The organism is Arthrobacter sp. AK01 (assembly GCF_021109375.1).
Lineage (GTDB): Bacteria > Actinomycetota > Actinomycetes > Actinomycetales > Micrococcaceae > Arthrobacter.
In genome coordinates this window covers 18206-36392 of sequence record NZ_JAJOHP010000052.1, presented here as the reverse complement: position 1 = coordinate 36392, position 18187 = coordinate 18206, and the positions used below count along the sequence as shown (strand labels likewise).

Here is an 18187-nt window from a genome sequence, read left to right as displayed (position 1 = left end):
CGGGGTGGGCGTCGCAGTTGCAGTACGGGTAGACGTCGGCGTCGGGGTGGGCGTCGCAGTTGCAGTACGGGTAGACGTCGGCGTCGGGGTTGCAGTGCGAGTAGAAGTGGGAGTCGCCGTCGGGGTTGCAGTGGTAGCAGTAGGCGACGACGTGGGTGCCGTGGCGGTTGTCGTCGGTGTCGGCGTCGGCGTCGTGCACCCAGCGAGAGCCAACGCGATCACCGCCCCAAGCATTGAGACCTTGAGTTTCATGACATGTTCCTTTGGGGTAGCAGCCACACATCGGCTGCTGCGGCGCCGGATCCCCACTCCCGGCTCTTTTGTCACCCGCCGAGGCAGGGATTTTAGCCAGGGTGAACGTCCTGGCATGGCTCGATGACGAGCGTCAGTTTTTACTCGACATGCTGCAGTGCGACGCGTGCGGGCCATATGTCCGGCGCCATCGAGCGAGCAAGCGCAACCCGTCAGTCAGGGCTGCAACGACCTTGAAGACCCAAAAGGGTGGCCGTCAGCCCAGCTTACGTGAAGCGCTCAGCACCCTGCCGATTGTTACGCAGATCACATTTTGCCATTTCGATGCTTCGCTGCCAACCACGCCGTTCGCACGGCACAGCTTGCAGCGAGCCATCGAATCGGGCTTTTCCACATAGGGCAGCATGCTCCTGTTCGTGCCGCCACGCTCCTTCAAAGCTTGTTCCATGGCGAACAACAACAAAACAGGGCTCCCCCCAATGATGGATTTGTGGCGGACCAGCGAGCTCCATGAACTGGGGTTCAACGACAGAAGGATTGCAGCACTGGTGCAAGTCGGCGATCTGGTACGACTACGCCGGGGTTGCTACATCCGCGGCAGTACATGGGCCGCTCAAAAACCTTGGGTACGCAGCCGGCAGTTGATCGCCGCGCACGCTCACGGAACACTTACGACGTCGACTGGCGGCTTGGTCTACAGCCACACCTCGGCAGCACGCCTGCACGGACTGTTTCTCTGGGACGTGGATGACCGCGTGCACATCACAACCGATTCAAGCGCATCGCGATCGTCCCACGGCCACGACGCTGTTGCCCATGGTCGGGCCCTTGAAACCAACGAAATAATGCTTATCAACGGCATGCCTTGCACCTCCTTGGAACGAACCGTTGCTGACTGCGGCCTCTTACTGAACTACAAGCAATCCTTAGTGCTGATGGACCACGCCCTTCGAAAAGGTGCTGACGCCCACAAGCTGCAACTGATGTGCGAGTCCCTGGCCGGGCGCAACGGAGTCCTCGCCCTACGCCGGGCATTGGAGAGTGCGGACGCACGCTCCGAGTCACCAGGTGAAACCCTGACCCGCGAGTTGCTCCAGCGCTTACGGATCGATCTTCCTGAATTGCAAGTGGAGGTGTCATCACCTGAGGGTTCTCATCGACTGGATTTTGCTTGGCGGGACAAGAAGGTTGCCCTGGAGTTCGATGGGAAGGTGAAGTACTTCGACTACGCACCAACCTCCGAGGTCATCTTCAAGGAACGCCAGCGCGAAAAGGCCCTCATGGCACAGGGCTGGAAGTTCATTCGGATCAAGTGGCAGCACTTGTTTCGGGAGCAGGAGTTCAAATCAACCGTGCTTGGGGTCCTACGCAGCACCACCTAGGCAGTACCGAGGCCCCGTTTCGGGGGTTCGCTGCGTAGGACGCCGGGCGCACGGCACGTTCTGCAGCGAAGCATCGAAACGGGCAGCACACAGCGGGCCAGAAGGCACGCAAAAAGCGGGCGATACCTCCCCAGGTATCGCCCGCCTCGTTGGCTCTGTTGCGCAGAGTCCGCGCCCCCAAGTGCCTAGGGGCGCTGCCGGCCGAACACCGGGAGCGCGCGCAGCCAACGGGAGAACCCGCCGGCTTTGCGGTCACAGTCGGCCGGAATGTAGAAGTCGGGATCTGTTGCACCAAAGGGCAGGTACAGCTCCTGACCGGGCGCCGGGAATTCCACGACGTTGTTCGTATCCTTCGAGTCCATCTGTTCCTCCTCTTTCTCATGCACACAGTTTCCGCTCTTCGGAAAACTTTTATTGTTATGTGGAAAGTGTAGGCAGCTGCGAAACAACGCGTCAAGACCCCCTCCGGAGCAAAGTGAGTTGCCGCGGTCACATTTGGATGGTTCATAACGATCCTCCGGAACCCATGTACATCTGCCGAAATCATGCGCTACTCTCGAATGAGTTCGTGGCGTAGGTCACGTAACCTGAGAGCAGCAGGCAGGGTCGTAATGAGCTGGCATCCATGGATGCTGGCTCTTTTTTGTTGGGTCGGCTCCACCAGAAACGCAGTGGAAACACGCGCTTAATTTCATTGATGGAACGTAGGTTCCACCTCACAGAAGTTGGGATATGACCATGAGCAACAACATCGTCCTCGGCGAAAACCAGTACGGCAAAGCAGAAGTCCGCGTCGTCAAGGTCACTCGGGATACGGACCGCCACCACATCGAAGACCTGAACGTCACCTCGCAGCTGCGCGGCGATTTCCAGGCCGCACATCTCGAAGGCGACAACGGCCACGTCGTTGCCACCGACACCCAGAAGAACACGGTCTACGCGTTCGCTCGTGAAGGCATCAACTCCCCCGAATCCTTCCTCTTGCGCCTCGCAGACCACTTCACCGGCGGTTTCGACTGGGTCACCGGCGGCCGCTGGGAAGCCGAAGCCTACAGCTGGGATCGTATCCAGGCCCACGGCGAGGGACACGACCACAGCTTCGTCCGCAACGGGCAAGAGGTGCGTACCGCCGTCGTCGTCCGTGATGGCGCAACCACCCACCTTATTTCCGGCCTCAAGGACCTGACCGTCCTTAAGACCACGCAGTCCGGCTTCGTCGGCTACCCGCGCGACAAGTACACCACCCTGCCGGAGACCACGGACCGCATCCTGGCCACCGACGTATCCGCCCGCTGGCGCTACAACACCAACCTGGATTCCGCCGGCACGGACTTCAACAAGAGCTACGAGGACATCAAGGCACTCCTGCTTGAAGGCTTCACCGAGAACTACTCCCACGCCCTGCAGCAGACGCTGTTCGACATGGGCAAGAAGGTCCTGGAAGCACACAGCGAAGTGGACGAGATCAAGTTCTCCATGCCCAACAAGCACCACTTCCTGGTTGACCTGAGCCCGTTCGGCCTGGACAACCCCAACGAGGTCTTCTTCGCGGCTGACCGCCCGTACGGCCTCATCGAAGCCACGGTCCAGCGCGAGAACATCCCCGCTGCACCGGTTGCCTGGAGCGGCATCGCCGGCTTCTGCTAAGCCCACACCGAAACCGCACTAAACCGCACCACCAACGGGTTTGTGTGCAGGTCCCGAACAACGGCGCCCCGTCAACGCTGGATCTGCACACAAACCCGACCCCAAAAACCTAAAGATTTTGTTAGCCAGACACAGTTAGCCAGACGAAGACGTCTGCCATGAACCCAGAAAGTCTGCCATGAACATCAAAAAGAAGTCCCGCCCTGCGAATACCACCTCTTCGCAGAAGCATCAGCCGGAACGCCCCGAGGACAAGCGCCTCTCCATCGGAAGCACGTTCGCCTACGGCTTCCAGCACGTCCTCACCATGTACGGCGGAATCATTGCCCCGCCCCTGATCATCGGCGCAGCGGCCGGCATGAACTCCCAGGACATCGGCCTCCTCATCGCCGCCTGTTTGTTTGTGGGCGGGCTCGCTACCATCCTTCAGACGGTGGGCATCCCGTGGTTCGGCTCGCAGCTGCCGCTGGTCCAGGGCGTCTCCTTCGCCGGCGTTTCCACCATGGTGGCGATCGTCCAGGGCGGCGGTGGAATCCAGGCGGTGTTCGGCTCCGTCATTGTGGCCTCGCTGATTGGCCTGGCGATCACTCCCCTGTTCTCCAAGATCATCAAGTTCTTCCCGCCGGTTGTTACCGGAACCGTGATCACCACCATCGGCCTGACACTGATGCCCGTCGCTGCTAACTGGGCCATGGGCGGCAACGCCAAGGCCGACAACTACGGCAGCATGGCCAACATCGGACTCGCAGCTGCAACCATGGGCGTCGTCCTGCTCCTGAGCAAGGTGGGCAACGCCGCCATTTCGCGGCTCTCGATCCTGCTGGCCATGGTCATCGGCACCATCATCGCGTTGGTGGCCGGCATGGCCGACTTCTCCAAGGTTGGCCAGGGCGACATCGTCGCTTTCCCCACACCCTTCGCCTTCGGCGCTCCCACCTTCGAAATCGCAGCGATCATCTCCATGCTCATCGTCATCCTGGTGACCCTGACGGAGACCTCGGCGGACATCATCGCAGTGGGCGAAATCGTGGACACCAAGGTTGACTCCCGCCGCATCGGCGACGGCCTCCGCGCAGACATGCTCTCCAGCGCCATCTCCCCGCTGTTCAACTCCTTCACGCAGAGCGCCTTCGCCCAGAACGTGGGACTGGTGGCCATCACGGGCATCAAGAGCCGCTTCGTGGTCAGCGCCGGCGGCCTCATCCTGGTCATCCTCGGCCTCCTGCCGATCCTGGGCCGGGTTGTCGCAGCGGTTCCGACGCCCGTCCTGGGCGGCGCCGGCGTCGTGCTGTTCGGTACGGTTGCCGCCAGTGGTATCCGCACCCTGGCCAAGGTTGAGTACAAGAACAACATGAACCTGATCATCGTGGCTGCTTCGATCGGCTTCGGCATGATCCCCATCGCCGCCCCGAAGTTCTACGACCAGTTCCCGTCCTGGTTCGCCACGATCTTCCACTCAGGCATCAGCTCGGCAGCCGTCATGGCGATCCTGTTGAACATCCTCTTCAACCACTTCAAGGCCGGCAACTCGGACAACCAGTCCGTATTCGTGGCCGGCACTGACCGCATCGTCAGCGAAGAGGACATCAAGTGCCTGAGCGAAGGCGACCGCTTCGAGAACGGCAAGCTGATCGACGCCGACGGCAAGGAAGTTCCGCTCAAGACCTCCAGCGCGTCGGAGCACTAGCACCCTTCCGCAGATAACAGGCGGCAGTGTTTTCCTTGGGGGACACTGCCGCCTTTTGTCGCGTCGCACGCAAGCCCGCCCGGAATGTACGACGGCGGCACTCGGCTTTGAGGGCAGCCCACCTTGCGCAGGCCCACACTTGGTCTCCCGAGATAACAAAAGATGGCAATGTTCTTGGGAAACATTGCCATCAAATGCCAACTCGGCGGGAAGTTAGTTCTGGTTGAGCTCCGCGGAGATCGCCCTGGCTGCTTCACGCAGCATGGGCACGGCGCGGTCGGCGAAGCTCTGGTCCACGCGGGTGATCGGCCCGGAGACAGAGATCGCGGTGGGCGTGGGAGCGTTGGGCACAGCCATCGCGAAGCAGCGGACGCCGAGCTCCTGCTCTTCCTCGTCGATGGAGTAGCCGCGTTCGCGGATGAGCTTGAGGTCTGCGAGCAAGGAGTCGATGTCACCGATGCTCTTGGCCGTGGGGGTCGGCATGCCGGTGCGGGCAACGATGCCGCGCACAACCTCGTCGTCCAGCTGGGCGAGGATGGCTTTGCCCACGCCGGTATCGTGCGTGTGGGCCCGGCGGCCCACCTCGGTGAACATGCGCATGGAGTGCATGGACGGGACCTGGGCGACATAGATGACCATGTCGGAGTCAAGGACGGCCATGTTGGAGGTCTCGCCGAGGCGTTCCACCAAGGTCTTCAACTGCGGACGGGCCACGGCACCGAGCTGCTTGCTGGCGCCTTCGCCGAGCCGGATCAGCCGGGGGCCCAGCGCGTAGCGGCGGTTGGGCAGCTGACGGATGTAGCCCAGGGACACCAACGTGCGGAGCAAGCGATGGATGGTGGGCAAGGGGAGGTCAGTGGACGACGAGAGCTCACTCAAAGTGACGTCGCCGCCTGCGTCCGTAATCAGTTCCAGCAGTTCAAAGACGCGCTCAACGGACTGCACGCCTCCGGAGGCTTTTTCAGCCATTCCCTTGTCTCCAATGACTCAGATTCCGACAACTCTTATCCGCATCGTGAAAAGAATTGCTTAGAACACCCAACATACAGCACGTCGGCAAGCTGCGCGATGACACCGAAGATGACCGGGCAGGGGGTTGTGTTTCCACTTTGTAGATAATAATATCCATAATACGAAAACATTCAGTTTGGAACGGCGGCCCGGGAACGGGCCTAACAGGAGGAATTTCAATGGCGAATCCGAGCCCCGGAAACTCGATCACCCTGCGCGTCGCCGCACCGTCGAGCTTCACCGCTACCAGCGAACTGGCAGCAGCCGTCGGCGCAGCCGGTGCAGCAATCACCGCGCTGGACGTCACGGAATCCCACCACGAGACGATCGTTGTTGACGTCACCTGCAACACCACCGACGACGACCACGCCGCCCGCGTCAAGGACGCCCTGAACGCCCTCGACGGCGTCACCGTCCAGCACGTCTCGGACCGTACCTTCCTCATGCACCTCGGCGGCAAGCTCGAGGTGGTCCCCAAGGTAGCCCTGCGCAACCGCGACGACCTCTCGCGTGCCTACACTCCCGGCGTCGCGCGTGTTTGCATGGCCATCGCAGAAGACCCGGCCGCTGCCCGCAACCTGACGGTCAAGCGCAACACCATCGCCGTCCTCACTGACGGTTCGGCCGTCCTAGGCCTGGGCAACATCGGCCCCGCCGCGGCACTGCCCGTCATGGAAGGCAAGGCTGCGCTGTTCAAGCAGTTCGCCAACGTTGACGCCTGGCCGGTCTGCCTGGACACCCAGGACACCGAAGAAATCATCATGATCGCCAAGGCCATGGCCCCCGTCTACGGTGGCATCAACCTCGAAGACATCGCTGCACCGCGCTGCTTCGAAATCGAGAACCGCCTCCGCGAAGAGCTGGACATCCCCGTCTTCCACGATGACCAGCACGGCACGGCAATCGTCACGCTCGCCGCCCTGGTCAACGCCCTCCGCGTTGTGGACAAGAAGCTCTCCGAGGTCAAGATCGTGGTTTCGGGCGTCGGCGCTGCCGGCTCCGCCATCATCCAGCTCCTCAAAGCCCAGGGCGCGCAGCACATCATCGCCGCCGGCCGCTCCGGCGCCATCCACTCCGGTGAGGAATACGGCGACGAGCACCGCAGCTGGATCGCCGCGAACACCAACGAAGAAGGCTTCTCCGGCACCCTGCACGACGCCCTCAAGGGAGCGGACGTCTTCATCGGCGTCTCCGCCCCGCACGTGATCGGCGAGGAGCAGGTCGCTTCGATGGCCGAAGACGCAATCGTGTTCGCCATGGCCAACCCGACACCGGAAATCGACCCGGTCATCGCTTCCAAGCACGCAGCCGTGGTTGCCACCGGACGCAGCGACTTCCCGAACCAGATCAACAATGTGCTGGCCTTCCCCGGCTTCTTCCGGGGCCTGCTGGACGCCGGAGCATCGGACATTACGCCGAACATGCTGGTGGCCGCCGCCGAGGCAATTGCCAACCGGGTGGCTGACGATGAGCTCAACGCGAGTTACATTATCCCCAGCGTCTTCGATCCCCATGTTGCCGCCGATGTAGCGACCGCCGTAGCCAATGCTGCGCACGCCAACGCCGCCAGCGCACTCTAGAAAAGGACACCGCCACATGGCTATCACAGTCACTGATCCCCGGCCGATCGATCGCGCCGAGGAAATCCTCACCCCCAAGGCACTGGCCTTCATCGAGGAACTGCACAAGCGCTTCGCCGGCACCCGCAACGAGCTGCTCGAGGCACGCGGCGTCAAGCGCCAGAAGGTTGCCGACACCAGCCGCCTGGACTTCCTCCCCGAGACCCAGGACATCCGCGACGGCGACTGGAAAGTCGCCGAGGCACCGGCAGCTTTGCAGGACCGCCGCGTCGAAATGACCGGCCCTGCCACCCCGGCCAAAATGGCGATCAACGCGCTGAACTCCGGCGCCAAGGTGTGGCTCGCGGACCTCGAAGACGCCAGCACGCCCACGTGGCCGAACGTCATCGACGCCATCCTCAACCTCCGCGACGCCGCCCAGGGCACCCTGAGCTACACCTCCCCTGAGGGCAAGGAATACCGCCTCCGCACCGACGCTCCCCTGGCTGTCGTCGTGGCCCGCCCGCGTGGCTGGCACATGGAAGAACGCCACCTGCTGATCGACGGCGAACCCACCGTAGGTGCACTGGTGGACTTCGGCCTGCACTTCTTCCACATCGCCAAGCAGCTCCTCCTCAACGGTCACGGCCCGTACTACTACCTGCCCAAGATGGAGAGCCACCTCGAGGCACGCCTCTGGAACGACGTCTTCGTCTTCGCCCAGGACTTCCTCGGCATCCCGCAGGGCAGCGTCCGCGCCACCGTGCTCATCGAGACCATCCCGGCAGCGTTCGAGATGGACGAGATCCTCTACGAACTGCGCGACCACGCCTCGGGCCTGAACGCCGGCCGCTGGGACTACCTCTTCAGCATCATCAAGTACTTCCGTGATGCCGGCGAAGAGTTCGTCCTCCCGGACCGCGCCACCGTGGCCATGACGGCACCGTTCATGCGCGCCTACACCGAACTCCTGGTCAAGACCTGCCACCACCGCGGCGCCTTCGCCATGGGTGGCATGGCCGCCGTCATCCCCAACCGCAAGCAGCCCGACGTCACCGCCGCAGCCTTCGACAAGGTCCGCGCCGACAAGACCCGCGAAGCGAACGATGGCTTCGACGGCTCCTGGGTGGCACACCCGGACCTGGTTTCCACCTGCCGCGAAGTCTTCGACTCCGTCCTCGGCGACCGTCCCAACCAGCTGGACAAGCAGCGCCCCGAGGTGAGCGTCACCGCTGAGCAGCTCATCGACGTCGCCTCCGCCGAAGGCCACGTCACGGAGGCAGGCCTGCGCCTGAACCTGTACGTCGCCGTCGCCTACACCGGCGTCTGGATCTCCGGCAGCGGCGCAGTTGCCATCCACAACCTCATGGAAGACGCCGCAACTGCGGAGATCTCCCGCTCGCAGGTCTGGCAGCAAATCCGCAACAAGTCCGTCCTCGCGGACACGGGCAACACCGTGACCCGCGAACTCGTCACCCGCATCCTCGGAGAAGAAACCGAGCGCCTGCGCATCGAATTCGGCGACGAGAACTTCAAGGCCTACTACGAGCCCGCATCCAAGCTGATCGAGGACATCTGTTTGTCCGACGACTACACGGACTTCCTCACCACTCCCGCGTACGAGCTGGTGGGCTGAGATGGGCTCATTCTCTTCCTCTGATCTGGCCCACATCGAGTCGCAGCTTGAGGCGACGGACCAGCTGCTGGACCGCAACTACCCCGGTGACGACGGCTCACGCCAGCCCATCCACACCGTCTACATCCCGGCCGACCGCTTCACGCCTTCCCTTGCGGCAGAGTGGGGCGCCCAGGCACTCGCGACGGCGGACGCTCACGGCGGCCTGGAGAAGCTGGGACAGTTGCTGGGCCAGGAGTCTCACCTGGCTGCCGCTGTCGCAGAGCGTGTGGCGGCGAAGCTTTCTGCTGAGCCGATCGAAGACCTCCGTCTGGACTTCGAAGACGGCTACGGCGACCGCGGCGACGAGGCAGAGGACGCCGACGCCGTTGCTGCCGCCAACGCTGTTGCTGCTGCCGTTGCGGCCGGGACAGCTCCGCCGTTCATCGGCATCCGCTTCAAGTGCTTCGAAGCCCCCACCCGGGCCCGCGGCCTGAAGACCCTGGACCTGTTCGTCTCCACGTTGGCCGCCGCCGGCGAACTCCCGGACGGGCTGATCCTCACCCTGCCCAAGGTCACCACGGTGGCCCAGGTCCAGGCCATGGACTTCGCGGTATCCCGGCTGGAGGAAGTCCACGGGCTTCCCGCTGGCCGGCTTCGCTTCGAGGTGCAGGTGGAAACTCCGCAGCTCATCATCGGCGCGGACGGAACCTCCCCTGTAGCCCAACTCCCCCACGTCGTTCCGGGCCGTATCAGTGCCCTGCACTACGGGACGTACGATTACAGCGCCTCGCTGGGGATCTCCGCCGAATACCAGTCCATGGAGCACCCGGTGGCCGACTTCGCCAAGGAAGTCATGCAGCTCGCCGTCGCCGGAACGGGCATCCGCCTGTCCGATGGTTCCACCAACATCATCCCCGTCGGCGACGGCGTTGAGGACGCTTGGAAGCTGCACGGCCGCCTGGTCCGACGTTCCCTGGAAAACGGCTACTACCAGGGCTGGGATCTCCACGCCGCCCAGCTCCCCAGCCGCTTCTCGGCGTCGTACGCTTTCTACCGCGAAGGCCTGCCCGCAGCGGCCCTGCGCCTCCGCAATTACGTGGAGCGCACCGAAGGCGGAGTCATGGACGAGCCCGCCACGGCCCGCGCCCTTGCCGGCTTCGTCCTCCGCGGCGTCCAGTGCGGCGCAGTGGGGACCGACGAAGTCAAGGCGCTTGCCGGCGTCGAACTTTCACAGCTGACCGCACTGGCGCACCCGCGGCTCGCACAACCAACTTCGCACTGATAGGAGCATCTCGCATGGGCAAGTACTACTACCCGCAGGGCGGCCTGCCGCCGCAGACCCAGCTGACCACCGAGCGGGCCATCGTCACCGAGGCTTACACGGTGATCCCCAAGGGCGTCATGACGGACATCGTCACCAGCAACCTTCCGGGCTTCTCCAACACGCGCTCGTGGATCATCGCGCGGCCGATCTCCGGCTTCGCCACCACGTTCTCCCAGCTGATCGTGGAGATCGCACCGGGCGGCGGGGCTCCGAAGGCCGAGTTCGAGGCCGGCGTTGAAGGCGTCATCTTCGTTACCAAGGGCCAGGTCAACCTGACCCTCGACGGCGAACTGCACCACCTCGAAGAGGGCGGCTACGCCTACCTTGCTGCAGGTTCGGAATGGGGCCTGGAGAACGTCTCCGACAACATCGTTTCCTTCCACTGGATCCGCAAGGCCTACGAGCGCCTGGAAGGTTTCGAGGCCAAGTCCTTCGTGACCAACGAGAAGGACGTGGAACCCACCTCCATGCCGGATACGGACGACGTCTGGAAGACCACGCGCTTCACGGACTCCAGCGACCTCGCCCACGACATGCAGGTCAACATCGTCACTTTCCAGCCCGGCGGCGTGATCCCCTTCCCGGAAACCCACGTCATGGAGCACGGCCTGTACGTCCTGGAAGGCAAGGCCATGTACTTGCTCAACAACGACTGGGTTGAGGTGGAGGCCGGCGACTTCATGTGGCTGCGCGCGTTCTGCCCGCAGGCTTGCTACGCCGGCGGTCCGGGCGAGTTCCGTTACCTGCTGTACAAGGACATGAACCGCCAGGTGAAGCTCACCTAGTCCGTTCCTCGCTTGCGCCGAGATCGCCGGAAAGCTGCCAGTTCGTCTGGAGTTTTCCGGCGATTTCGCGTTTGTCAGCGAACTCAGCGGCGGCGGCCCATGGCGAGCCCGGCCCAGAACGCGAGAAGAAGCAGGCCAATGCCCGCGATGCCCAGTCCGAGCTGCGTTTCCTTGCTGATGAATGAGCCGTTGTCTCCCACGAACACCTCATTGCTCAGCGGCGCATAGGCAAACCAGCCGACGTTCGTCTCCAGGTTGCTCCACGCGAGCACCACGCCCACGATGACCGCGATCAGCCCCAGCAACGGCACGACGACGGCAGAGACTCTGCGGCCAGGCTTCGGTGTGCTGTGTTCCCCAAGTTTGTGTTCCCCCATGCGGCCGAGTCTAGCCCGCGCGCCCGCCCAACTGAGTCGCAGTTAAGGCCGCTTTGAGGGCTCAGAACGGCCTCAACTGCGACTCAGTTGGGTTTGCCGGGGCCGCCGGCGATTCTGTAGGACTCCTGCAGTAACTCGTCGAGTTCGTCGACGTCAATGTTCTCCAGCCGGATCAACATGAGCTGCGGGGATTGGTCGTGATGCGGGGTCCAGAAGAACGTATCGGGTTCCATGGCTGCGAGCGCTTCGCGTTCGTCGGTTTTCACTGTGCCCACGCCCTCTTCCCAGATACGTGCCATGAGGCTCTTGGCGAACCATGCGGGCTGCCCCCAGCTTGGACGCTCACTCACACCGGGCATGCCCAGGCAGATGCGCCTGACATCGTCTTCTGTGGCCATGGTTCACTGTGGCACTTGCGCTCCGCCAAGGACAAGAGCCCGCGGTAGCACCACCGTCGGGCGCTACTTGCCCATCCCGAGTGTCAGTCCCTCCGTCAGACGCCGGCCCAGCCATACGTAGATGATGAGCATCGGCAGGACCACGATCACCAGCCCGGCGAACAGTCCGCCCCAGTCAGCTCCCGAATACGTTTGTTGCTGCACGAAGGAAATCAGGGCGACGGGCAGCGTGTACTTCTCGGTGGATTGCAGGAGGGTCAGGGCCAGGAGGGTTTCGTTCCAGTGGGAGATGACCTGAAGGATGAAGGCGGTCAGGATGCCTCCCTTGGCCAAGGGCAACGTGATGCGCCAGAACGTGCCGAATGCCGTGGTGCCGTCCAGTGCCGCTGCCTCTTCCATTTCCAAGGGGAGGGATCGGAAGAATGCGGTCAGCAGGAAGACCGTGAAGGGCATGGAGACGCCGATGTACACGAGGTTCAGCCCGATGATGCTGTCCGTTAGATAGACCTTGTTCAGCATCACGAACAGCGGAATCAGGATGACCTGCGCGGGAATACCCAGACCCAGGATGAAATACAGGCTCAGGCCACGGGTCAGCCTGTTGTCCACGCGGCTCAGGTAGTACGCGCAGGGTGCGGCAATGGCTACGGTCAGGACCGAGGACACCACCGTGGTCAGCAGGCTGTTCCAGGTAGCCACCGCGAAGTCTCCCACGGTCCAGGCGCGGACGAAGTTGCCGAAGTCCAGGGACGATGGCACGCCCCAAGGGTCATCAAGAATGGCACGGGTATCCCGGAATGCCTGGGCAACCATCCACACCAGGGCTGCGATGCTGATCGCGACAACCAGCCACAGCAGCGCAACCCCGATCCCCCGGACGACGCTGCGCTCACCACGCAGTGCCGGGCTGACGCCGCGCCTTCCGCGTCTGCGTGGGGCGGTGATGGATCCCTGCAGTTTGTATTCGCTCATGACATTTCCTTTAGAACTCGACGGCGTCGCGACGCATGGCGCGGCGCAGCAGGACAACCAGGACGGAGATCAGGGCCAGGGACAACACAGCAGACGCTGTCGCGGCCCCATAGGCGGGCGTTGACTGTCCGGAGAAGGCGTTGACGTAGGTGTACACGGCAGCGGTCCAGCTCTGCGTTGGCGGCACGCCGGCCCCTGAGCTGCCACCGAAGACCCAGACGATCTCGAAGATTTTCACCGACGAGATGGTCCACAACACGGCGCAGGTCCCGAAAACATCCCACGTCAGCGGCAGGATCACGTACCGCAGGCGCTGGAAGGCAGACGCTCCGGCCAAGGCGCAGTCTTCGTAGTAGTACGGCGGGATACGGTCGACGCCGGCCATCAGGATGGTGGTGAAGTAACCAGTGGTGGTGCAAACAAGCGTGACCATGATGAGCGGGAAAATGTTGTCCTGAGCCAGCCACTTGGGCGGGTCGGTCACTCCGAGGGGCGCCAGGAGGCTGTTGACCATTCCTCCGGGGTTGAAGATGAAGCCGGCGAGGACACCGAATACCAGCGCATTGATGAGGTGCGGGAAGAAGATGACGTTGCGGGCAATCTTCTTCCCGGCCATATCCCTGAGCACCAGCGTCAACGCGAATGCCAGGACGAAGATCGCGGTCCCCACCACGAAGAGCAGAAGCAGGGTATTGCCGAATGAGGAAAGGAAGAGTTGGTCCCGGAAGATCCTGCCGTAGTTGTCCAGCCCAACGAACTTCATGGGGCCCGAGCCCGCCCATTTGTGCAGGCTGATCCAGACGGCTCCCAGTGCCGGAACGATGAAGAGGACCGTGTACAGAACGAAAGCCGGACCGACGAACGGAATCAGCAGCTTCTTGCGCTGCACGTCAATGGAGCTCCCTCCGGGACGGCTGCCGCGCCGCGGCTTACGGGGCGCCGGCTTCCGGGACTCCGGTCTTTGGGCGGGCGCACCGCCTGTCCTTGGCTCCGTCAGGTGGAGGGTCATCAGCTGTTGTCCTTCCAGTACTGGATCTGGGCGGCCTTCATTTTCGCGATGAAGTCATCGGCGGAGGTCTTCCCGAGGAACAGCTCGTCATCCTTGGGGAAGAAGACCTTCTCCATGAAGCCGGGGAAAGTCACGCCGTCGTTTTGCAGGTGCGTCGCCGGAGCCGCGTCAATGGCGGCTTTGACGCTTGCGACGGCGGGATCTACGGGAGCGTCCGACCTCACCGGAAGCACTTTGGCTTCCGTTCCAAGGGCGTTCTGGTACTTGGCGCCCAGCATGAATGCTGCGAGGCGCTGTGCGGGGACCTGGTTCTTGGACTTTGCCGGTACTGCGAAGCCGATGAAGTCCACACGGGCGCTGGCCGGCTTGTCGTCGATGGCCGGGAACTGGAAGGAAGAGTATTCGAATCCCGGGGCGGCGTAAGAACCGGTTTCGGTAGGCGTCCAGGAGCCGTTGAGGATCAGGGCCGCGTCGCCGTTTGCCCAAAGTTGCTGCTGCGCCGGAAACTTGCTCGCGTTGTAGCCACTGTTGAGGTATCCGCCGTTGACGAGGGTTTCAACCTTCCGGGCTGCTTCGAGCACTGAGGGGTCGTCCCAGCCTTCACCGGACTTGTCCTCAACAAGTGCCTTGAAACTGCCTGCACCCTTGAGCCGGAGCAGCGCCGTCACGAACCAGGTGGAGTTGTAGCCCGCAACGTCGCCGTCAGCCGCGATGGGAGCCGTTCCTCCAGCCTTCAGCTTGTCCAGGACCGCAATGAATTCATCCCAGGTAGCCGGCGGCTTGGCTTTGAGCTCCGGGTGCTTTGCGGCATCAAACCAGATGCCATCCGAGCTGACGCTGTAGGGAACCATCCACGGCTGTCCGTCTTCTCCCTTGAACACGCCATTGCTGGTGAACTTCTCTGGAATCACCGAACTGACCGTTTTGCCGTCCACCTCGTAGGAGTAGACCGACGTGAGCGGGCTCGCCTGGCCGGTTTCGCCAATCACGGGCGCTAGCTTTGCGAACGTTCCGTCCACCAGGTCCGGGACGTTGTTGGTGTTCAGCGCAGGGACGAGCTTCTCGGTGTTGCTGCGGCCCTGCCACTGGACACTGACTGTGGCTCCGGTTTCCTTTTCGAAATCGGCGATGGCGGCGGCGATGACCTTCTGCTGGGGCTCACCGTCTTTCCACATGGACCAGTAGTTGATGGTTTGGCCCGAAATGGAGCCGGAGATGTCCACGGCCTCGGCCGCGGTGGAGGCATCTGTGGCTCCACCGCATGCTGTGGTGGACAGGGCGAGTGCTGCACCCAACAGGGCGGCCAGCGGGCGAAGATGACGGGCTGTTTTGCCCATGGGAATCACCTTTCATGTGAGGGGGAACCGGCCGGATGCGGTTCAGTGAGACGACTCTCACAGTCATTGAAAGCAGGATTCAATGAGTACTTTTGAATGAGTCGGCACCGGTTACGGATCCCGGCGCGAACTGACCGAACCGAGGCCTGCAGTTCACTCCGATTAGGCATTTATTCCTCCTTTGGCGCTCCCCAACAATCAAGGTGATCAGCGCGGGCAGGCAGTGTCCGCGCTTCGGCTCCGAGCTAAAGAGGGAAATTGATACGACTGGGAATCATTGGCGCCGGTGCCGTGGCACACTTCCACGCCGAATCCGCTGGACGGATCAGCAACGTCCAACTGGCTGCAGTCTGCGACCTTCAAAGGGAACCGGCGGAAAGGGTTGCATCACCGTGGGGCGCCCAGGTCTATACCGACTATGTGGCGATGTTCGGCGAGGCTGGACTGGACGCAGTGATCATCAATACCCCGCATGCGCTGCATTTGGACATGGTGCTGGCCGCAGCCGAACACGGATTGCACGTCCTGGTGGAAAAACCCATGGCCACCACCGTGACCGACTGCGATCGCATGATCCAGGCCTGCCGCGACGCCGGAGTGTCCTTGGTCATCGGACAGATCCAGCATTTCCTGCCGGAGAAGCTGGCGGCCGAGGACGTGCTGGCCAGGGGCGAACTGGGCCAGGTCCGGATGATCCGCGACTACAGGACCACCGACTACCGCCCCGGCACCCGTCCGGAATGGTTCTTCAGCGAGGCCATGGCCGGCGGCGGGGCGCTGATGAACATCGGCGGCCATTGCCTTGACCGTTCCATCTGGTTCGGTGGGGCACCTGTCGAATCCCTCAATGCCTCCACCCTCAAACGCTTCGGTGTTCCGGTGGAAACGGACGGCGCCATCTCCCTGACGCTCCGCAATGGTGTCCATGTCAACGTCGTGGTTGTTTCCGACGCCACCCAGCGAATGGACGAAGTCCTCATCGTGTGCGAGCACGGCACAATTTCCTGCAGCCCGCACAGCGGAACGTTGGTCCGCAGCAACGGCACCACCCGCACCGTGTGGGAACCGCGGCCGCAGGATATCCAGGAGGGCTTCTTCCTGCAGTTGCAAGACTTCATCAGAGTGCTCGACGGCGGAACACCGAAAGTCAGCGTCGAACACGCCCGCCACATCGTGGAGGTGGTCCTGGCGTCCTACGCGGCCGCCGAGTCCGGTACCCCCTTGGTCCTCAATGAGTCCGGCGACGCCACGAATGCCAAGAGGATCCTGAGCGAAGTTCCCTAGGCGGTGCTGCCGGCTGCGGCCGTGCCGTCCCAGTTAGGTGGCGTAAAGGCCCCCAAGGGATCCTCCAGCACGGACGCAGTCTGGCCTGCCCCGGCCACCGGAAGCCAGCTTCCATCCAGCCCGGGGACCGCATGGCGCTGGAACCACTCCTGGAGTTGGGCCCTCATCCCGGCCACACGCCCGGCGTGCGCCGGTTCATCCACGAGGTTTTCCCGTTCATCCGGATCAGCCGCAAGGTCGTACAGTTCGTGGGGGCCATGCGGGTACCGGTGCACATACTTCCACTCCGCACTGCGGATCATCCGGACCGGGCCGTATTCGTCAAAGACCACGACGGCGCGGTCCCCGGCAGCGGCGGGCTGCCCACCGCCGTCGGGGTTCTCATCGCGCCCAGCCACTGCAGGGTCCGTCAGCCCGCGCAACAGCTCCGCGAAAGACTGCCCGGGACCGCGTTCGAAGGGCCGGACGTCCAGTCCTGCGAGTTCCAGAACCGTGGCCGCTACGTCGTAGGCGGACAGCAGCTCCGGGAGGACAACTCCTTCCTGGATCCGTCCCGGAAGCGCGAAGATCGCGGGGACTTTAACGGAGGAGTCGTAGACGTTCTGCGGGAAGGTCCCGTTGCCCTTTCCCCAGATGCCATGGTGGCCGCAGTTGAAGCCGTTGTCGCTGCTGAAGATGACAAGGGTGTTGTCCAGGACGCCCAGTCCTTCCAACCGGCGCAGGACCTCTCCGATCCCGGCGTCCATGGCGCTCACCGCCGCGAAGTAGCCCACCAAGGCGGCGCGGACGTCCGGCTCGCCGCCAATCGGCACACCATCCACGGTGGGCGTCCAAGGGTGGAGGGGCTCCTGCGGACAGCTGGCGAACCGGCAGTCGCTGTAGAGCTCCTCGAATTCGGGCGGGTGCTGGTCCTTCCAGGGTTTGTGGGGTGCGGTGTAGTTGAGGGCGAGGAAGAAGGGCCCGGGCTCCCTCGAGGCTTCGTCAAGGAAGTCCAGTGCGTCGCGGGTAATCGCGTCCGTCAAGTATTCGGTGACGGACTCCCGGTGGCTGGTGCCGCCGTCGAACCTGTACATCACTGACCGGTCATAAGGGCTGCCGCCACCCTCCAAAGCGAACCAGTGGCTGAAGCCTTTCCTCGGCATATCGTTGGCGCCCAGGTGCCATTTTCCGGAGAGCCCCAAGGTGTAGCCGGCGTCCGCCAGGGCATCCGTGAAAAGGGGCTGCCCCCGCAGGTAATCGACTGCTTCGGGACCCGTTTCGACGCCCGCCAAATAATCGTGGACGCCGTGGCGTGAAGGGATATCACCGGTCATGAGGCTGGCGCGGGCCGGAGAACAGACAGGCGAAACGCAGAAGAAGTTCTCCAAACGCGTCCCGCGGGCGGCGAGGGCATCCAGGTTGGGAGTGTGGATCTCGGAGTTTCCGGCGCAACCCAGCGCCCAGGCACCTTGGTCGTCGCTGAGGATGAAGATGATGTTCGGCTTTTCGTTGGACACCCTATATTGCTACGCAGCCTCGAGGCGAGGAATCAATGAGCATTCCCCA

General features: G+C 63.0%; 18 protein-coding genes. 9 read left to right on the top strand and 9 right to left on the bottom strand.

Annotated features, from left to right (window positions below; all coding sequences use genetic code 11):
• The coding region (locus LN996_RS17110; protein ID WP_231341609.1) for a hypothetical protein at positions 1–199 on the bottom strand (199 nt) is incomplete at its 3' end.
• A 154-nt stretch (positions 200–353) separates the two neighbouring features.
• Here LN996_RS17110 and LN996_RS17105 point away from each other — a divergent pair.
• Both LN996_RS17105 and LN996_RS17100 read left to right on the top strand, forming a co-directional pair.
• Complete coding sequence (locus LN996_RS17105; RefSeq protein WP_231341608.1) at positions 354–650, top strand: hypothetical protein; 297 nt, start codon at positions 354–356, stop codon at positions 648–650.
• Positions 651–731: 81 nt separating this feature from the next.
• Complete coding sequence (locus tag LN996_RS17100) at positions 732–1634, top strand: hypothetical protein (protein WP_231341607.1); 903 nt, start codon at positions 732–734, stop codon at positions 1632–1634.
• A gap of 185 nt (positions 1635–1819) precedes the next feature.
• Here LN996_RS17100 and LN996_RS17095 read toward each other — a convergent pair whose 3' ends face one another.
• Positions 1820–1996 (bottom strand): hypothetical protein, encoded by a 177-nt coding sequence (locus tag LN996_RS17095; RefSeq protein WP_014922716.1) that lies wholly within the window; start codon positions 1994–1996, stop codon positions 1820–1822.
• A 370-nt stretch (positions 1997–2366) separates the two neighbouring features.
• Between LN996_RS17095 and pucL the strand changes: the two genes are divergently transcribed.
• Both pucL and LN996_RS17085 read left to right on the top strand, forming a co-directional pair.
• Positions 2367–3281: a factor-independent urate hydroxylase gene (pucL, locus tag LN996_RS17090; RefSeq protein WP_231341606.1), complete on the top strand. Its 915-nt coding sequence runs from the start codon at positions 2367–2369 to the stop codon at positions 3279–3281.
• A 178-nt stretch (positions 3282–3459) separates the two neighbouring features.
• On the top strand, positions 3460–4968 hold the full coding sequence (locus LN996_RS17085) for a nucleobase:cation symporter-2 family protein (RefSeq protein WP_231341605.1): 1509 nt from the start codon (positions 3460–3462) through the stop codon (positions 4966–4968).
• Between the two features lie 213 nt (positions 4969–5181).
• On the opposite strand, the gene LN996_RS17080 is transcribed toward LN996_RS17085, so the two are convergent.
• Complete coding sequence (locus tag LN996_RS17080) at positions 5182–5937, bottom strand: IclR family transcriptional regulator (protein WP_159705757.1); 756 nt, start codon at positions 5935–5937, stop codon at positions 5182–5184.
• A gap of 221 nt (positions 5938–6158) precedes the next feature.
• Here LN996_RS17080 and LN996_RS17075 point away from each other — a divergent pair, with 221 nt between their 5' ends.
• Genes LN996_RS17075 through LN996_RS17060 form a run of 4 tightly spaced genes read left to right on the top strand, consistent with a single transcriptional unit; the run spans position 6159 to position 11265 of the window.
• Positions 6159–7559, top strand: coding sequence for an NAD-dependent malic enzyme (locus LN996_RS17075; RefSeq protein WP_159705759.1), 1401 nt, complete (start codon positions 6159–6161; stop codon positions 7557–7559).
• Between the two features lie 16 nt (positions 7560–7575).
• Positions 7576–9174 (top strand): malate synthase A, encoded by a 1599-nt coding sequence (aceB, locus tag LN996_RS17070; protein WP_231341604.1) that lies wholly within the window; start codon positions 7576–7578, stop codon positions 9172–9174.
• Between the two features lies 1 nt (position 9175).
• Entirely contained in the window at positions 9176–10438 is a 1263-nt protein-coding gene (locus tag LN996_RS17065; protein WP_231341603.1) for an aldolase, read from the top strand.
• Positions 10439–10452: 14 nt separating this feature from the next.
• The gene (locus LN996_RS17060; RefSeq protein WP_231341602.1) at positions 10453–11265 is read left to right on the top strand and encodes a bifunctional allantoicase/(S)-ureidoglycine aminohydrolase; all 813 of its coding nucleotides are present in this window, start codon (positions 10453–10455) and stop codon (positions 11263–11265) included.
• An 83-nt stretch (positions 11266–11348) separates the two neighbouring features.
• Here LN996_RS17060 and LN996_RS17055 read toward each other — a convergent pair whose 3' ends face one another.
• The 5 genes from LN996_RS17055 to LN996_RS17035 form a co-directional block, all read right to left on the bottom strand.
• On the bottom strand, positions 11349–11642 hold the full coding sequence (locus LN996_RS17055; RefSeq protein WP_231341601.1) for a hypothetical protein: 294 nt from the start codon (positions 11640–11642) through the stop codon (positions 11349–11351).
• 83 nt (positions 11643–11725) lie between these two features.
• Positions 11726–12040, bottom strand: coding sequence for an MmcQ/YjbR family DNA-binding protein (locus tag LN996_RS17050; protein ID WP_231341600.1), 315 nt, complete (start codon positions 12038–12040; stop codon positions 11726–11728).
• A gap of 63 nt (positions 12041–12103) precedes the next feature.
• Positions 12104–13012: a carbohydrate ABC transporter permease gene (locus LN996_RS17045; RefSeq protein WP_231341599.1), complete on the bottom strand. Its 909-nt coding sequence runs from the start codon at positions 13010–13012 to the stop codon at positions 12104–12106.
• 10 nt (positions 13013–13022) lie between these two features.
• Positions 13023–14021, bottom strand: a complete 999-nt coding sequence (locus LN996_RS17040) for a carbohydrate ABC transporter permease (protein ID WP_231341598.1) — start codon at positions 14019–14021, stop codon at positions 13023–13025.
• Positions 14021–15358, bottom strand: coding sequence for an ABC transporter substrate-binding protein (locus LN996_RS17035; RefSeq protein WP_231341597.1), 1338 nt, complete (start codon positions 15356–15358; stop codon positions 14021–14023). The genes LN996_RS17040 and LN996_RS17035 overlap by 1 nt, the downstream gene beginning before the upstream one ends.
• 258 nt (positions 15359–15616) lie before the next feature.
• Between LN996_RS17035 and LN996_RS17030 the strand changes: the two genes are divergently transcribed.
• On the top strand, positions 15617–16642 hold the full coding sequence (locus LN996_RS17030) for a Gfo/Idh/MocA family protein (protein ID WP_231341596.1): 1026 nt from the start codon (positions 15617–15619) through the stop codon (positions 16640–16642).
• Here LN996_RS17030 and LN996_RS17025 read toward each other — a convergent pair.
• On the bottom strand, positions 16639–18138 hold the full coding sequence (locus LN996_RS17025) for a sulfatase-like hydrolase/transferase (RefSeq protein WP_231341595.1): 1500 nt from the start codon (positions 18136–18138) through the stop codon (positions 16639–16641). The genes LN996_RS17030 and LN996_RS17025 overlap by 4 nt on opposite strands.
• Positions 18139–18187 lie beyond the last annotated feature (49 nt).